The sequence below is a fragment of the Streptomyces sp. NPDC030814 genome (genome assembly GCF_055572155.1).
On sequence record NZ_JBVIDX010000004.1, the window covers coordinates 262,319 to 276,107 of the forward strand.

General features: G+C 70.0%; 11 protein-coding genes. 5 read left to right on the forward strand and 6 right to left on the reverse strand.

All coding sequences use genetic code 11. From position 1 onward, the window contains the following. Window positions 1–33 precede the first annotated feature (33 nt). On the forward strand, window positions 34–1,080 hold the full coding sequence (locus ACZ43N_RS11415; RefSeq protein ID WP_468096790.1) for a BRO-N domain-containing protein: 1,047 nt from the start codon (window positions 34–36) through the stop codon (window positions 1,078–1,080). 94 nt (window positions 1,081–1,174) lie between these two features. Here the strand turns inward: ACZ43N_RS11415 and ACZ43N_RS11420 are convergent, their stop codons facing one another. The 4 genes from ACZ43N_RS11420 to ACZ43N_RS11435 all read right to left on the reverse strand — a co-directional run bounded on the left by ACZ43N_RS11420 (window position 1,175) and on the right by ACZ43N_RS11435 (window position 6,888). Then, window positions 1,175–2,626 (reverse strand): dihydrolipoamide acetyltransferase family protein, encoded by a 1,452-nt coding sequence (locus ACZ43N_RS11420; protein WP_468096792.1) that lies wholly within the window; start codon window positions 2,624–2,626, stop codon window positions 1,175–1,177. Window positions 2,627–2,637: 11 nt separating this feature from the next. Next, complete coding sequence (locus ACZ43N_RS11425) at window positions 2,638–3,651, reverse strand: alpha-ketoacid dehydrogenase subunit beta (protein WP_468096793.1); 1,014 nt, start codon at window positions 3,649–3,651, stop codon at window positions 2,638–2,640. A 2-nt stretch (window positions 3,652–3,653) separates the two neighbouring features. After that, complete coding sequence (pdhA, locus tag ACZ43N_RS11430; protein ID WP_468096795.1) at window positions 3,654–4,877, reverse strand: pyruvate dehydrogenase (acetyl-transferring) E1 component subunit alpha; 1,224 nt, start codon at window positions 4,875–4,877, stop codon at window positions 3,654–3,656. Window positions 4,878–5,316: 439 nt separating this feature from the next. Continuing rightward, window positions 5,317–6,888, reverse strand: a complete 1,572-nt coding sequence (locus ACZ43N_RS11435; RefSeq protein WP_468096797.1) for a protein kinase domain-containing protein — start codon at window positions 6,886–6,888, stop codon at window positions 5,317–5,319. A 390-nt stretch (window positions 6,889–7,278) separates the two neighbouring features. Between ACZ43N_RS11435 and ACZ43N_RS11440 the strand changes: the two genes are divergently transcribed. After that, window positions 7,279–8,922, forward strand: coding sequence for a protein kinase domain-containing protein (locus tag ACZ43N_RS11440; RefSeq protein ID WP_468096798.1), 1,644 nt, complete (start codon window positions 7,279–7,281; stop codon window positions 8,920–8,922). A gap of 467 nt (window positions 8,923–9,389) precedes the next feature. On the opposite strand, the gene ACZ43N_RS11445 is transcribed toward ACZ43N_RS11440, so the two are convergent. Further along, complete coding sequence (locus ACZ43N_RS11445) at window positions 9,390–9,932, reverse strand: bacterial proteasome activator family protein (RefSeq protein ID WP_468097075.1); 543 nt, start codon at window positions 9,930–9,932, stop codon at window positions 9,390–9,392. Between the two features lie 188 nt (window positions 9,933–10,120). Here ACZ43N_RS11445 and ACZ43N_RS11450 point away from each other — a divergent pair, with 188 nt between their 5' ends. Next, entirely contained in the window at window positions 10,121–10,540 is a 420-nt protein-coding gene (locus ACZ43N_RS11450; protein WP_468096800.1) for a hypothetical protein, read from the forward strand. Window positions 10,541–10,703: 163 nt separating this feature from the next. Here the strand turns inward: ACZ43N_RS11450 and ACZ43N_RS11455 are convergent, their stop codons facing one another. After that, window positions 10,704–11,684 (reverse strand): NAD(P)H-quinone oxidoreductase, encoded by a 981-nt coding sequence (locus tag ACZ43N_RS11455; RefSeq protein WP_468096801.1) that lies wholly within the window; start codon window positions 11,682–11,684, stop codon window positions 10,704–10,706. A gap of 219 nt (window positions 11,685–11,903) precedes the next feature. Between ACZ43N_RS11455 and ACZ43N_RS11460 the strand changes: the two genes are divergently transcribed. Then, window positions 11,904–12,926, forward strand: coding sequence for an ATP-binding cassette domain-containing protein (locus ACZ43N_RS11460; protein WP_468096803.1), 1,023 nt, complete (start codon window positions 11,904–11,906; stop codon window positions 12,924–12,926). Continuing rightward, a complete protein-coding gene (locus tag ACZ43N_RS11465; protein ID WP_468096805.1) occupies window positions 12,923–13,771 on the forward strand; it encodes an ABC transporter permease in 849 nt (282 codons plus the stop codon). The genes ACZ43N_RS11460 and ACZ43N_RS11465 overlap by 4 nt, the downstream gene beginning before the upstream one ends. Window positions 13,772–13,789 lie beyond the last annotated feature (18 nt).

A 13,789-nucleotide genomic window follows, 5' to 3' on the forward strand; every position in this document is an offset into this window, starting at 1 on the left:
TCCGCCCTACGTTCCGCAGCGGAGGTGGTTCACATGATCGAGCCCAGCAAGCAGCAACCCGACCCCCGGACGTGGCACGACGCCATCGACGCCGGCGACTTCGTGTACGCGGCCACCGGCGCCCGGGTCCGACGGCTCACCATGCCGGACGGGACGCATTGGTTTCCGGCGGTGGATGTCTGCAGGCAATTGGGGCACACCAACTCACGACAGGCACTCTCGGACCACGTGCCCAACGAGCACCGAGACATTCTCGAGACCGTAACCGGAGCTTACGGTCTCGGCATTCCCGCAGGTAGAGAGTGGCGCCGAGACCTGAACGTCATCTCTCTCCAAGGTCTCATCCTGCTTGTCGGCGCCTGCACCAAGCCGGAGTGCGCCCCCTTCAAGCAGTGGGTCGCCGAGGTGATCGAGACCATTCAGCGCGAAGGCTCCTACACCCTGGAGGAGGCCGAGGTACAGCCCGCCGGGCCGGGCGCACCCATCGCGTACGCCATGCCCGAGCAGATCGCCGAAGCCATCGTCCGGCTCGAAGAGCGCAACCTCCAAGCGGACGAGCAACTCGCCATCGCCCAGCAGAAGTCCCTCTCGCTGCAACAGCAAATGGTGGAGACGCAGCAGACGATGCTGGAGACGCAGCAGACGATGCTGGAAACGCAGCAGCAGATGGTGGTGACGCAGCAGCAGATGGTCGAGATGCAGCGCCTCGGTCTCGCCGCCCAGCAGGCCATGGCCCAGGCGATGGAACGCATCGCCAACCGGCTCGACGTCCTCTCCGTCGAGCGGTCGGCGCCCGCCGAGGACGCCCTTGAAGCGCACCCCACCATCGAGTCCGTGCTGGCCGACTGGCGGGAGCGCTTGTCGGTGACCGCGGATGTGTGGACGGTGGCCGTGGTGATCGCGCCGGTGCTCGTCGAGAAGGGCGAGCTGCGTCAACCGCTGGAGGCGATCGCCGCCCGTACGGGGCTGTCGGTGCACCGCGTCAACGACTGCCTGCGGCTGCTGCGGAAGCACGCCTGCATCCGCCCCCGGGGCGCGGCTGAGGACGGAGCGCCGGTGTACGTGCTCAGCCAGCGCTGACCGGCCCTGAGCGCAAACATGAACGAAGGGGCCGGTCGCATGACGAAGTTGCGACCGACCCCTTCACGGTGAGCCTATCCGGTGGAACGCGGTCTCACGCCCAGGTGATCAGCCTCTTCGGCTGCTCCAGGATGGCGGCGACGTCCGCCAGGACCTTGGAACCGAGCTCCCCGTCCACCAGCCGGTGGTCGAAGCTGAGCGCCAGGGTCGTGACCTGACGCGGCTTGACCTTCCCCTTGTGGACCCACGGCTGCGGCTTGATGGCGCCGACGGCGAGGATCGCCGACTCACCGGGGTTCAGGATGGGCGTACCGGTGTCGATGCCGAAGACACCGACGTTCGTGATGGTGACCGTGCCACCCTGCATGGCGGCCGGGGAGGTGCGGCCCTCCTTCGCCGTGGAGACGAGCTCGCCCAGGGACTCGGCGAGCTGCGGGAGCGTCTTCGCGTGCGCGTCCTTGATGTTCGGCACGATCAGACCGCGCGGAGTGGCGGCGGCGATACCCAGGTTCACGTAGTGCTTGACGACGATCTCCTGGGCCGCCTCGTCCCAGGAGGCGTTGATGTCCGGGTTGCGCTTGATCGCGACCAGCAGGGCCTTGGCGATCAGCAGGAGCGGGTTCACCCGCAGGCCCTGCATGTCCTTGTCCTGCTTGAGCTCCTCGACCAGCTTCACCGTGCGCGTCACGTCGACGGTGACGAACTCCGTGACATGCGGCGCGGTGAACGCCGAGCCGACCATCGCGGCGGCCGTCGCCTTGCGGACGCCCTTGATGGGGACACGGGTCTCCCGGACGCCGTCGTACGACACCGCCGGCGCCGGAGCGGCGGCGGGGGCCGCGGGTGCGGCGGGCGCCTCCACGACGGGCTCGGGCGCCTTCGGCGGGGCCACCGCCGCGTGGACGTCCTCGCGGGTGATGATGCCGTCCGGGCCGGACGGGGTGACCGTCGTGAGGTCGACGCCGAGGTCCTTGGCCAGCTTGCGCACCGGCGGCTTGGCCAGCGGGCGCGGCGCTGTGACGCCGTGCTGGCCGTGTCCGTTCAGCTCGCCCTGGACGGCCTGGAGGGCGGTGGCGCCGTACAGGGTGTCCTCGGCGGGCGGCACGGCGGCCGGGACGCCCTTGCGCGGGCGCCGCTTGGTGGACGACTCTGCGACGCCGTAGCCGACGAGGACCGGCTTGCGGCCCTCCGGCTTGGCCGGAGCGGGCGCCGGCTTCGGCTCGGCGACCGGTTCGACGGCGGGCTTCGCGGGCGCGGCCTCCTCGGCCGGTGCCGGGGCGGCGCCGCCCGACACGTCCACCGCGATGATGGACGTGCCGACGTCGACGGTGGTGCCCTCGGGAAAATGCAGGGCGCGTACGACGCCGTCGTACGGGATGGGCAGTTCGACTGCGGCCTTGGCCGTCTCGACCTCGCAGACGATCTGGCCGTCGGTGACGGTGTCACCGGGCTGGACGTACCACTTGAGGATCTCGGCCTCGGTGAGTCCCTCGCCCACGTCGGGCATCTTGAACTCGCGCAGAGACGTGTCTGTCATCGTCGTCACGGACCTCTCCCTCAGTACGCCAGCGAGCGGTCGACGGCGTCGAGCACCCGGTCCAGACCCGGCAGGTACTCCTCCTCGAGACGCGCCGGCGGATACGGGGCGTGGTAGCCACCGACCCGGAGGACGGGGGCCTCCAGGTGGTAGAAGCACCGCTCGGTGATACGGGCGGCGATCTCGGCGCCCGAGCCGAAGAAGACCGGGGCCTCATGGACCACGATCAGCCGGCGGGTCCGCTCCACGGACGCCTGGATCGAGTCGAAGTCCAGGGGGGACACCGACCGCAGATCCAGGACCTCCAGGGACTTGCCCTCCTCGGCGGCCGCGTCGGCGGCCTCCTGGCAGAGCTTCACCATGGGCCCGTAGGCGGCGAGGGTGAGGTCGGTGCCCTCACGGACCACGCGGGCCTTGTGCAGGGGGCCGGGGATCGCGTCCGGGTTGACCTCGGCCTTGTCCCAGTAGCGGCGCTTCGGCTCGAAGAAGATCACCGGGTCGTCGCTCTGAATGGCCTGCTGCATCATCCAGTAGGCGTCCGACGCGTTCGCCGGGGAGACCACCTTCAGACCCGCCACATGCGCGAACAGCGCCTCCGGGGACTCCGAGTGGTGCTCGACGGCGCCGATGCCGCCGCCGTACGGGATGCGGACGACGACCGGCAGCTTGACCTTGCCCAGCGAGCGGGCGTGCATCTTGGCCAGCTGGGTGACGATCTGGTCGTACGCGGGGAACACGAAGCCGTCGAACTGGATCTCGACCACCGGGCGGTAGCCCCGCAGGGCGAGTCCGATGGCCGTGCCGACGATGCCCGACTCGGCGAGCGGGGTGTCGATGACCCGGTCCTCGCCGAAGTCCTTCTGAAGGCCGTCCGTCACCCGGAAGACGCCGCCGAGCTTGCCGACGTCCTCGCCCATGACGAGGACCTTGGGGTCGGCTTCGAGGGCCTTGCGCAGCGATTCGTTGATCGCCTTGGCCAGCGCCATGTTCTTCGGCGCCGAGATCGACGCCGATGTCGCGGTCTGCGTGGTCATCGCTACTTGCCCTCCTCTACGTCCACGTCGGCGAACGACGCCTGGTACGCGGCGAACTGCGCGCGCTCCTCGTCCACCAGCGCGTGCCCGTCCGCGTACACGTTCTCGAAGATGGCGAAGTGATCGGGGTCCGGCATGGCACGCACCACTTCGCGCACTCGCCTTCCCAACGCCTCGCTCTCCGCTTCGAGTTCCGCGAAGAATCCCTCGTTCGTGTCCGTTTCGGACTCGAGGTAGCTGCGCAGGCGCGCGATCGGGTCCTTCGCCTCCCAGGCCACCCGCTCGTCGTCGTGGCGGTAGCGGGTCGGATCGTCGGAGGTGGTGTGGGCGCCCATGCGGTACGTGTACGCCTCCACCAGGGTGGGGCCCTCGCCCCGGCGGGCGCGCTCCAGCGCCCACTTGGTGACCGCGAGGCAGGCCAGGACGTCGTTGCCGTCGACGCGGACGCCCGGGAAGCCGAAGCCCTGGGCGCGCTGGTACAGCGGGACGCGGGTCTGCTTCTCGGTGGGCTCGGAGATCGCCCACTGGTTGTTCTGGCAGAAGAACACGACGGGGGCGTTGTAGACCGCGGAGAAGGTGAACGCCTCGGCGACGTCGCCCTGGCTGGACGCGCCGTCACCGAAGTAGGCGATGACCGCCGAGTCGGCGCCGTCCTTGGCGATGCCCATGGCGTAGCCCGTGGCGTGCAGCGTCTGGGAGCCGATGACGATCGTGTAGAGGTGGAAGTTGTTGCCGTTCGGGTCCCAGCCGCCGTTGTTCACGCCGCGGAACATGCCGAGCAGGTTGGTCGGGTCGACACCACGGCACCATGCGACGCCGTGCTCGCGGTAGGTCGGGAAGACGTAGTCGTCCTCGCGGGTGGCCCGGCCGGAGCCGATCTGGGCGGCCTCCTGGCCGAGCAGCGACGCCCACAGGCCCAGCTCGCCCTGGCGCTGCAGGGAGGTGGCCTCGGCGTCGAAGCGACGGGTCAGCACCATGTCGCGGTACAGGCCGCGAAGCTCGTCGTCGGTGATGCCGGCGACGAACGGGTCGTACTCCGCGTTCTTGACGCGCTTGCCCTCGGGCGTCAGCAGCTGGACGAGCTCGGGCTCGGCGCCGCCGGTCGTCTTCTTCGCAGTGGCGCGCCTGGTGCCGGTGGTGCCGGCCGCCTTGCTGCCGGTGCTGCCGGTCTTGCCTGCGGCGCTGCGTCGCGTCGTCTTGCGCGCGGCAGTGCTCTCCACGGTCACGTGTGCTCCTCCGTCGGTCCGGCCCCCGGGATTGCCGGAAGACCAGTGCGGCTCGCCTGATCCCGGAATCCGTGCACGGGGTGGGTGCCCTTGGCCGGGAACAGACGTGACAGGTGCCCCGGCGAGCGCCCTGCACGAGGCACGTTACCCAGTGCGCGACATTCCTGTGAAACCCCTACTGACCTGCGATTTTCCTTGGATTTCCAAGTATTTCGGTACTAGGGGATCCAAGTAAGTCGTGTCGGTGGGGAACACCTGCTGGTCACAGCACTGGTTACAGCCTGGCAGGGGGCCGGAACACCGGCACGTTATCCCGGCCACCCCGGCCACGGGAAGACTTCTCTTTCGAGGGCCGTTAGGGGTGGGTCGCCCGTCCCCGTACGAACCTCGTACGAAACCCCCCAACGGAAGAGGCCCCCGTGAAGGGGGCCTCGATCCGTCACTGCTCGTCGCCGCCGGTGACACCGCTCGTCAGACCGCCGGAGTCGGCGCCGCCGCTTTCCTCGTCCGGCGGCGGGCTGTCCGTGGGCTCCGGTTCCTGCGGAGTCGTCGGCTCATCCGGCGGGGGTTCCTCGCTCGTCGGGTCCTCGGCCGGCTCGCTCTGTGTGGGCTTCTCGCTGAAGCTCGGCGTCTGGGGGACCGACGGCGAGTAGTTCTGGTTGTTGCCCGAGTCGGTGCTGCCGCCCGAGTCGTCGTGGGTCTCCTCGGCGCTCGGCGTCTCGTCGTCCTTCTTGTCCTTGCTGGACGAGGAGGCCGACGGCGACTTGGTGATCTCGGTGTCGTTGCCGGACTTCTTGTCGTTGCCGTTCAACGCCAGAGCGACGCCCGCAGCGATGGCGATCACCGCGAGGACCGCGAGGATCCACAGCTTGCCGCGGCCGCTGCCCCGGTTGCCGTTGCCCTCGAAGCCGCCGTCGTCGCGGCCGCCGCCGTAGCCGGGCAGGATCGGCTGCGGGATCTGCGAGGTGCCCATGTCGCCGGGGTGGGGCATGGCGGTCGTACCGGCCATACCGCCCGGCGGGGTGTGCCGGCCCTCGTGCATGGTCACGGGCCCGGTGTTCCAGGTGCCGGTGTGGCTGCCCTGGTCGTACAGCATCTGCAGGCCGTACTGGACGAGGCCGCGCATCTCCTCGGCCGTCTGGAACCGGTCGTCGGGCTCCTTGGCGAGGGAGCGCATGACGAGGCCGTCGAGCTCCGGCGGCGCCGCCTCGGCGACCTCGGAGGGCGGGACCGGGATGTCCTGGACGTGCTGGTAGACCACGGACAGCGGGGTCTCGCCGACGAACGGCGGGCGCAGCGCCAGCAGTTCGTAGAGCAGGCAGCCCGTGGCGTACAGGTCGGAGCGGTGGTCGACGGCCTTGCCGAGCGCCTGCTCCGGCGACAGGTACTGAGGCGTGCCCATGACCATGCCGGTCTGGGTCATCGTGGTGGACGCGCCGTGCAGGGCGCGCGCGATGCCGAAGTCCATCACCTTCACCGCGCCGTTGGTGGTGATGATGACGTTGGCCGGCTTGATGTCACGGTGCACGATGCCGTGCTGGTGGGAGTAGGCGAGCGCCTCCAGGACACCCGAGACGATGATCAGCGCCTGCTCGGGGCCGGGTGCCTCCGCGTTGAGCAGCAGGTCGCGGATGGTGCGTCCCTCGACCAGCTCCATGACGATGTACGGCACGGGGGTGCCGTTCACGACGTCCTCGCCGGAGTCGTAGACCGCCACGATGGAGTGGTGGTTGAGGCCGGCCACGGACTGGGCCTCGCGCGTGAAGCGCGCCTTGGAGACGGGGTCCTCGGCGAGATCGGAGCGGAGCAGCTTGACCGCGACCGTACGGCCGAGGCGTACGTCCTCGGCCGCGAACACCTCGGCCATGCCGCCCCGGCCGAGTCTGTGGGTCAGCCGGTACCGACCGTCGCCGACAAGCCCGCCGTTGCCCCACAACTCCGGCGCATCTGACATTCCGCCGCCAGTCGCCTCGGGGTCGGACGGGCCCTGAGAGCGCTGCTGCTGTGCCATCAGTCCTCGCCGTCGTTTCTGCCCGCGGTCCGCGCGGTTCTTGTTACGGTCTCCGTCGGCCACGCTACAGCCTTCACGCAAGGGCCCGGTCCGACTTGGACGCGCGAGCGGCGTCCAGGGGCTCGCGACGGATTCAAGGTCAGTTCAAGGGTTGATCGGCCATGAAACCCGCCGCGCGCGCACTCGTGCAAGTTCTGTGTACCGGGCGTACGCCCGCTGTAACGCTTCCGCGACGCTTCTTTCGCGTACGGTCACGGAACGGGCACCGCGCTTGACGTGTCAGTGCCCTGGGGCAGACTTGGCCGGGAATAGCACAAAGGATCACCAGGATCACCGATCGCGGGCGCCCCGTCGAAGGGCTCCGCGCGCGCCGATGGGGGACGCAGGAAGATGAGCCAGGACGCCGCACAAGGCCGGTATGCGGGGCGTTCGCTCGCCGGCGGCCGCTATCAGCTGCGTGACCTGCTCGGCGAGGGCGGCATGGCATCCGTCCACCTCGCGTACGACTCGGTGCTCGACCGACAGGTCGCTATCAAGACACTTCACACGGAGCTCGGCCGCGAACAGGCCTTCCGTGAGCGCTTCCGCCGCGAGGCGCAGTCCGTGGCGAAGCTCACCCACACCAATATCGTCTCGGTCTTCGACACCGGCGAGGACGAAGTCGACGGCATGGCGACGCCGTACATCGTCATGGAGTACATCGAGGGCAGGCCGCTCGGTTCGGTCCTCGACGCGGACATCCAGCAGCAGGGTGCGATGCCCGCCGACAAGGCGCTGAAGATCACCGCGGATGTGCTGGCGGCCCTGGAGATCAGCCACGAGATGGGGCTGGTCCACCGGGACATCAAGCCGGGCAACGTCATGATGACCAAGCGCAATGTCGTCAAGGTCATGGACTTCGGCATCGCCCGCGCCATGCAGTCCGGTGTCACGTCGATGACGCAGACCGGCATGGTCGTCGGCACCCCCCAGTACCTCTCGCCCGAGCAGGCCCTGGGCCGCGGGGTCGACGCGCGCTCCGACCTGTACTCGGTCGGCATCATGCTGTTCCAGCTGACGACCGGGCGGCTGCCCTTCGAGGCGGACTCGCCGCTGGCCATCGCCTATGCCCACGTCCAGGAGGAGCCGGTCGCTCCCTCCTCGATCAACCGTTCGCTGCCGCCGGCCGTGGACGCCCTCATCGCCCGCGCGCTGAAGAAGAACCCGAACGAGCGGTTCCCGAGCGCCGAGGCCATGCGCGACGAGTGCCTTCGGGTCGCCGCGTCCCTCCAGCCCGTCGCGCCGAGCATCGTGCCGGGCGCCCAGACGTCGAACGGCGCCGGGGTGTCCTCGGCGGTCTTCCCGCCCGTCGACCAGTCGGGTACGCCGCATTCGGGCGGTGTCCAGACCCCGTACCAGCCGCCGGCGACGGGCGGCTTCGGCCACCCGACGCCCGCGCCCGCCCCGTCGTACGGCTATCCGCAGCAGGGCGGGTACGCGACGCCGCCGCAGACCGCCGCGTACTCACCCCAGCAGGGTGCGGCCACCCCGCCGCCGTACAACATCACGCCGCAGCAGTCCTCCCTCTCGGCCGGGCGTTCGGGGGGCGGCAAGAGCAACAAGGGTGTCGTCATCGGCGCCATCGTCGTGTCGCTCATCGCGATCGGCGGTCTGATCACGGCCCTCTCGCTGAGCGGCGGCAGTGAGTCCGAGGGCGGCGGCAACGACGCGAAGGCGTCCTCCTCGCCGAGCGTGGTCGAGGGGCACAAGGGCCCCGACACGTCGAAGGTCATCGAGACCTCCGAGTGCACGGACCCGTCCGAGTCCTACAACGACCCCGCGAAGGTCGAACTCCCGGACTTCACCTTCAAGAACATCGACTCGGTGAAGAAGTGCCTCCAGGCCGCGGGCTGGGAGTACGACACCAAGGACGTCGACGAGAACACCTACGGCGAGGGCACCGTCATGGAGCAGTACCCCGCGGCGAGCGAGGACGTCGACCCCAAGCAGATGCCGACGATCATCCTCAAGGTCTCCTCGGGCAACCCGGCCTGACACCGGCCGCCCACCGACGGGGAAGGGCCCGGCACTCGGCGTGCCGGGCCCTTCTCGTGCGTTCGGTGGAGGGGGTGCCGGGCCTCAGGGCCAGGCTCGCGGGCCGGCGAGGCCAGTGCTGTGACCGGAAAGGTTTGCCGGACGGCTCGCGGCGTCCGGTGCCGGGGGCACCTCCCACGCCGTTCAGGCAGTGGGGGAGCATCGCAAGGCGGAGTATCACCCGCGTACGGGACGTACGCGGGTGATGCGACAACGCGGCTGGGTGCCGGGCGTCGCGAGCCGGTGAACCTTTCCGGTCACCGCACCAGGGGCTGTGTGAAAGTCCTGTGCGGTGCCCGCGGTGTTCGGTGCGTGCCCTCGGCGCGCCGGACGAAGGCCCTCGTAGCGGCGCTACTTGGGCCTTTGGCCGGTGCGCCGAGGGTGCGTGCCGGGCGCCGCGGGTGCTGTGCGGGACTTTCACACAGCCCCTAGAGGTACGGGCCGCCCGAGCGGCCGACGGTACGGGGGTCGTCGCCGTCCTCGTGGCCGCCGACGCCGGGGGGCAGGGCGCGGCGCATCTGCTCCAGCTGGGCGCGGGCGGCCATCTGCTGGGCGAACAGCGTGGTCTGGATCCCGTGGAAGAGTCCTTCGAGCCAGCCGACCAGCTGGGCCTGCGCGATCCGCAGTTCCGCGTCGCTGGGGATCGCCTCGTCGGTGAAGGGCAGGGAGAGCCGCTCGAGTTCCTCGACCAGCTCGGGCGCCAGCCCGTCCTCCAGTTCCTTGACCGAGCTGGCGTGGATCTCCTTCAGCCGGGCCCGGCTCGCCTCGTCGAGGGGTGCCACCCGCACCTCCTCCAGCAGCTGCTTGATCATGCTGCCGATGCGCATGACCTTCGCGGGCTGTTCCACCATCTCCGTCACCGGAACCTCGCGGGAGTCCTCGTCTCCTCCGCCGCCCACCGCCATTCCGTCCTGGCCCACGACCAGGATCTGGGGCTGTTCGGGCGACCGTTCGTTCCTCGGCATCTCCATGCCGTCATTCTCTCGCACGTGTACACCTCACCACCGTGGTGCCCCCGACACGGGCTGATCCACCGATTGCGTACGAGGTCCAGGCGTCTCGCGGCAATGCCCGACGGCTCGTCCCAGGGGGTTCTCGCCGGTTACCGGCGGGCGGGGGCCGAGGTGCCGGGATGCGGGCGGCGTGTGACGCTGAGTTCGTGATCCCTCGGCTCTGCGCGTCGCGTGTGACGGGACTGGTCCTCGTCACGGGGCTCCTCACGGTCCCGGTGGCGGGCACGGTGCCGCCCGTACACGCGGCCGTCGAGCCCGACCCCGCCTCCTCCCGGGCCGGCAGCCGCGCGGGAGAGGGGCGGGAGCGGCCGGGGCGCCAGGAGGCGGAACTGACGGACCCGGAGGACCTGTACGAGGCCTCCGCGGAGCCGGACGGCACGGAGGACGCCGTCGTCCCCGAGCCGCCGCAGAACGCCGAGCCGCCCGCCGCGTCACCCGTCGGCAGGCCGGGCGCCGAAGCCGCCGAGGGCCCCGTGCTGGAGGTCCTCGCCCTGGGCGGCGGTCTCATGCTGATGGGCCTCGGCCTGGGCCTGGCCTTCGTGGGCCTGCGGCTCCGGAGGGGCTGACGGGCGGTCGGGGGAGCCGGGGTGGAGCGGCGCCCGGGGCTGTGTGGGGCTGGGGCGCCCGGCCGCGACCACCGCCGCCGTACGGCTCCTCGCACGGCGTTCGAGTGGCTCGTACGGTCACTCGTACGGGGCATCCCGGGGCGCGGCCCGGCCTTCGTCGTGTCTAGGGCACCACCAGCACCACCTTGCCCACGTGGCCGCTGTCCTCCAGGACCCGGTGGGCCGTGGCCGCGTCGTTCATCGGGATCTCCCGGTCGACGACGGGGCGTACCCGGCCACCGGCGACCAGCGGCCACACGTGCTCGCGTACGGCGGCGACGATGGCCGTCTTCTCCTCCGGGGGCCGGGCGCGCAGCGAGGTCGCGCTGATGGCGGCCCGCTTGGCGAGGAGTGCCCCTATGTTCAGCTCTCCCTTGACGCCGCCCTGCATGCCGATGATGGCGAGACGGCCGTTGACGGCGAGCACCCGGACATTGCGGTCCAGGTACTTGGCCCCCATGTTGTCGAGGATGACGTCGGCCCCCTTGCCGTCCGTGGCCTTGCGGACCTCCTCGACGAAGTCCTGCTCGCGGTAGTTGATCAGGATGTCCGCGCCGAGCGCGGCACACCGGCGCAGCTTCTCCTCGGTGCCCGCGGTGACGGCGACCTTGGCTCCGACCGCCTTCGCCAGCTGGATGGCCATCGTGCCGATGCCGCTGGAGCCGCCGTGGACGAGGAGGGTCTCGCCGGGACGGAGGTGGGCGATCATGAAGACGTTCGACCAGACCGTGCAGACCACCTCGGGCAGCGCCGCCGCCTGCTGGAGGTCGAGGCCGGAGGGGACGGGCAGCAACTGGCCGGCCGGGACGACGACCTTCTCCGCGTAGCCGCCGCCCGAGAGCAGCGCGCACACCTCGTCGCCGACGCCCCACCCGGACACGCCGGACCCGATTGCCGCGATGCGTCCGGAGCACTCAAGGCCGGGGTAGGGGGAGGCACCCGGCGGTGGGTCGTAGAAGCCCTGCCGCTGAAGCAGATCGGCGCGGTTCACCGCGCTCGCCGCCACCTCGATGAGCACTTCGCCCTCGCCGGGCACCGGGTCGGGGACCTCGTCCCACACCAGGGCCTCGGGTCCACCGGGTTCGGGAATCGTGATCGCATGCATGAGGGGACGCTACTCCCCGCCGCTCCGCCTCTCCCAGAGCGCCTGCCGCAGAGAGTCCGAGGCCGCTGCGTCGTCGGACCCCTTAATCGGGTGCGCCCGATCTCCGCGGGCGAGACCCTGGAGAAATCACGCCCGCACGACCGATGAGTTTCGCCAGACCCGGCGGTCTCCCTTTGCGCAGCCCCGGACACGGGCCCCGCACGCGGAAGGATCTCAGACATGAGCGCACAGACATCCGGCCTCGCCATCGAGACCGCGGGTCTGGTGAAGACGTTCGGCGAGACCCGGGCCGTCGACGGCGTCGACCTGGCCGTGCCGGCCGGTACGGTCTACGGCGTCCTCGGCCCGAACGGCGCCGGCAAGACCACCACAGTGAAAATGCTGGCCACACTGCTGCGACCCGACGGCGGCGAGGCACATGTCTTCGGTCACGACGTCGTCCGGGAGGCCGACGAGGTGCGCGGCAGGGTGAGCCTGACGGGCCAGTACGCCTCCGTGGACGAGGATCTGACCGGCACCGAGAACCTGGTGCTGCTGGGCCGGCTCCTCGGCCACGGCAAACGGGCGGCACGGCTGCGCTCCGAGCAGCTGCTGGAGGCGTTCGGTCTGAGCGAGGCCGCCGGGAAGCAGGTCAAGCACTACTCGGGCGGCATGCGGCGCCGGATCGACATCGCCGCGTCCATCCTGAACACCCCGGACCTGCTGTTCCTCGACGAGCCGACGACCGGTCTCGACCCGCGCAGCCGCAATCAGGTGTGGGACATCGTGCGCGCGGTGGTCGCCCAGGGCACGACAGTGCTGCTGACCACGCAGTATCTGGACGAGGCGGACCAGCTGGCGTCCCGGATCGCCGTCATCGACCGCGGCAAGGTGATCGCGGAAGGCACGAAGGGCGAGCTGAAGGCGTCCGTGGGCGCCGGTTCCGTCCATCTGCGGCTGCGTGACGCGGCCCAGCGCCCGCAGGCCGAGGAGGTCCTGCGGCTCGCGCTCGACGCCGATGTACAGCGGGAGCCGGACCCGGTGGCCCTGACGGCGCGGGTGGGCGGCGGATCCGCCAACGGCCGGGGTGCCGCCGAGTCCGCGGCCCGTGCCCTCGCCGAGCTGGCCCGCGCCGGCGTCGTCGTCGACAACTTCTCGCTGGGGCAGCCCAGCCTGGACGAGGTGTTCCTCGCCCTCACCGGACACGACACCAAGGCCCATGACTCCCGATACGTCGACAAGAAGGACGAGGCGGCGGCATGAGCACCGCGACCAGCACCGACAACAAGGAACTCGCCCCCGTGAGCACCGAGTCGCTCGCCGCGCTGCTCATCGCCAAGGAGCGGCCGCCGAGGCCCAGCGCCCTGTCGGCGTCACTGACCTTCGGCTGGCGGGCCATCCTCAAGATCAAACACGTCCCGGAACAGCTCTTCGACGTCACCGCCTTCCCGATCATGATGGTGTTGATGTACACGTACCTCTTCGGCGGTGCCCTGGCCGGCTCCCCGAAGGAGTACATCCAGTTCCTGCTGCCGGGGATCCTGGTGATGTCGGTCGTGATGATCACGATGTACACCGGCGTCTCGGTCAACACGGACATCGAGAAGGGTGTCTTCGACCGGTTCCGCTCGCTGCCGATCTGGCGGCCTTCGACGATGGTCGGCTATCTCCTGGGCGACGCCCTGCGGTACGCCATCGCGTCCGTGGTGATGCTCACCGTCGGTCTGATCCTCGGCTACCGCCCGGACGGAGGAGTCGTGGGCGTGGTCGCCGGGGTCGCACTCCTCATCGTCTTCTCGTTCGCGTTCTCGTGGATCTGGACGATGTTCGGGCTGATGCTGCGCACCGAGAAGTCGGTGATGGGGGTCAGCATGATGGTGATCTTCCCGCTGACCTTCCTGTCCAACGTCTTCGTCGACCCGCGCACCATGCCGGGGTGGCTCCAGGCGTTCGTCAACAACAGTCCGATCACCCATCTGGCCTCGGCGGTGCGCGAGCTGATGGCGGGTGAGTGGCCCACGGCGGAGATCGCCTGGTCGCTGGGCTGGTCCGCCCTGTTCGTGCTGGTCTTCGGACCGATCACGATGCGGCTGTACAACCGCAAGTAGCGATCGCGACATGAGGGT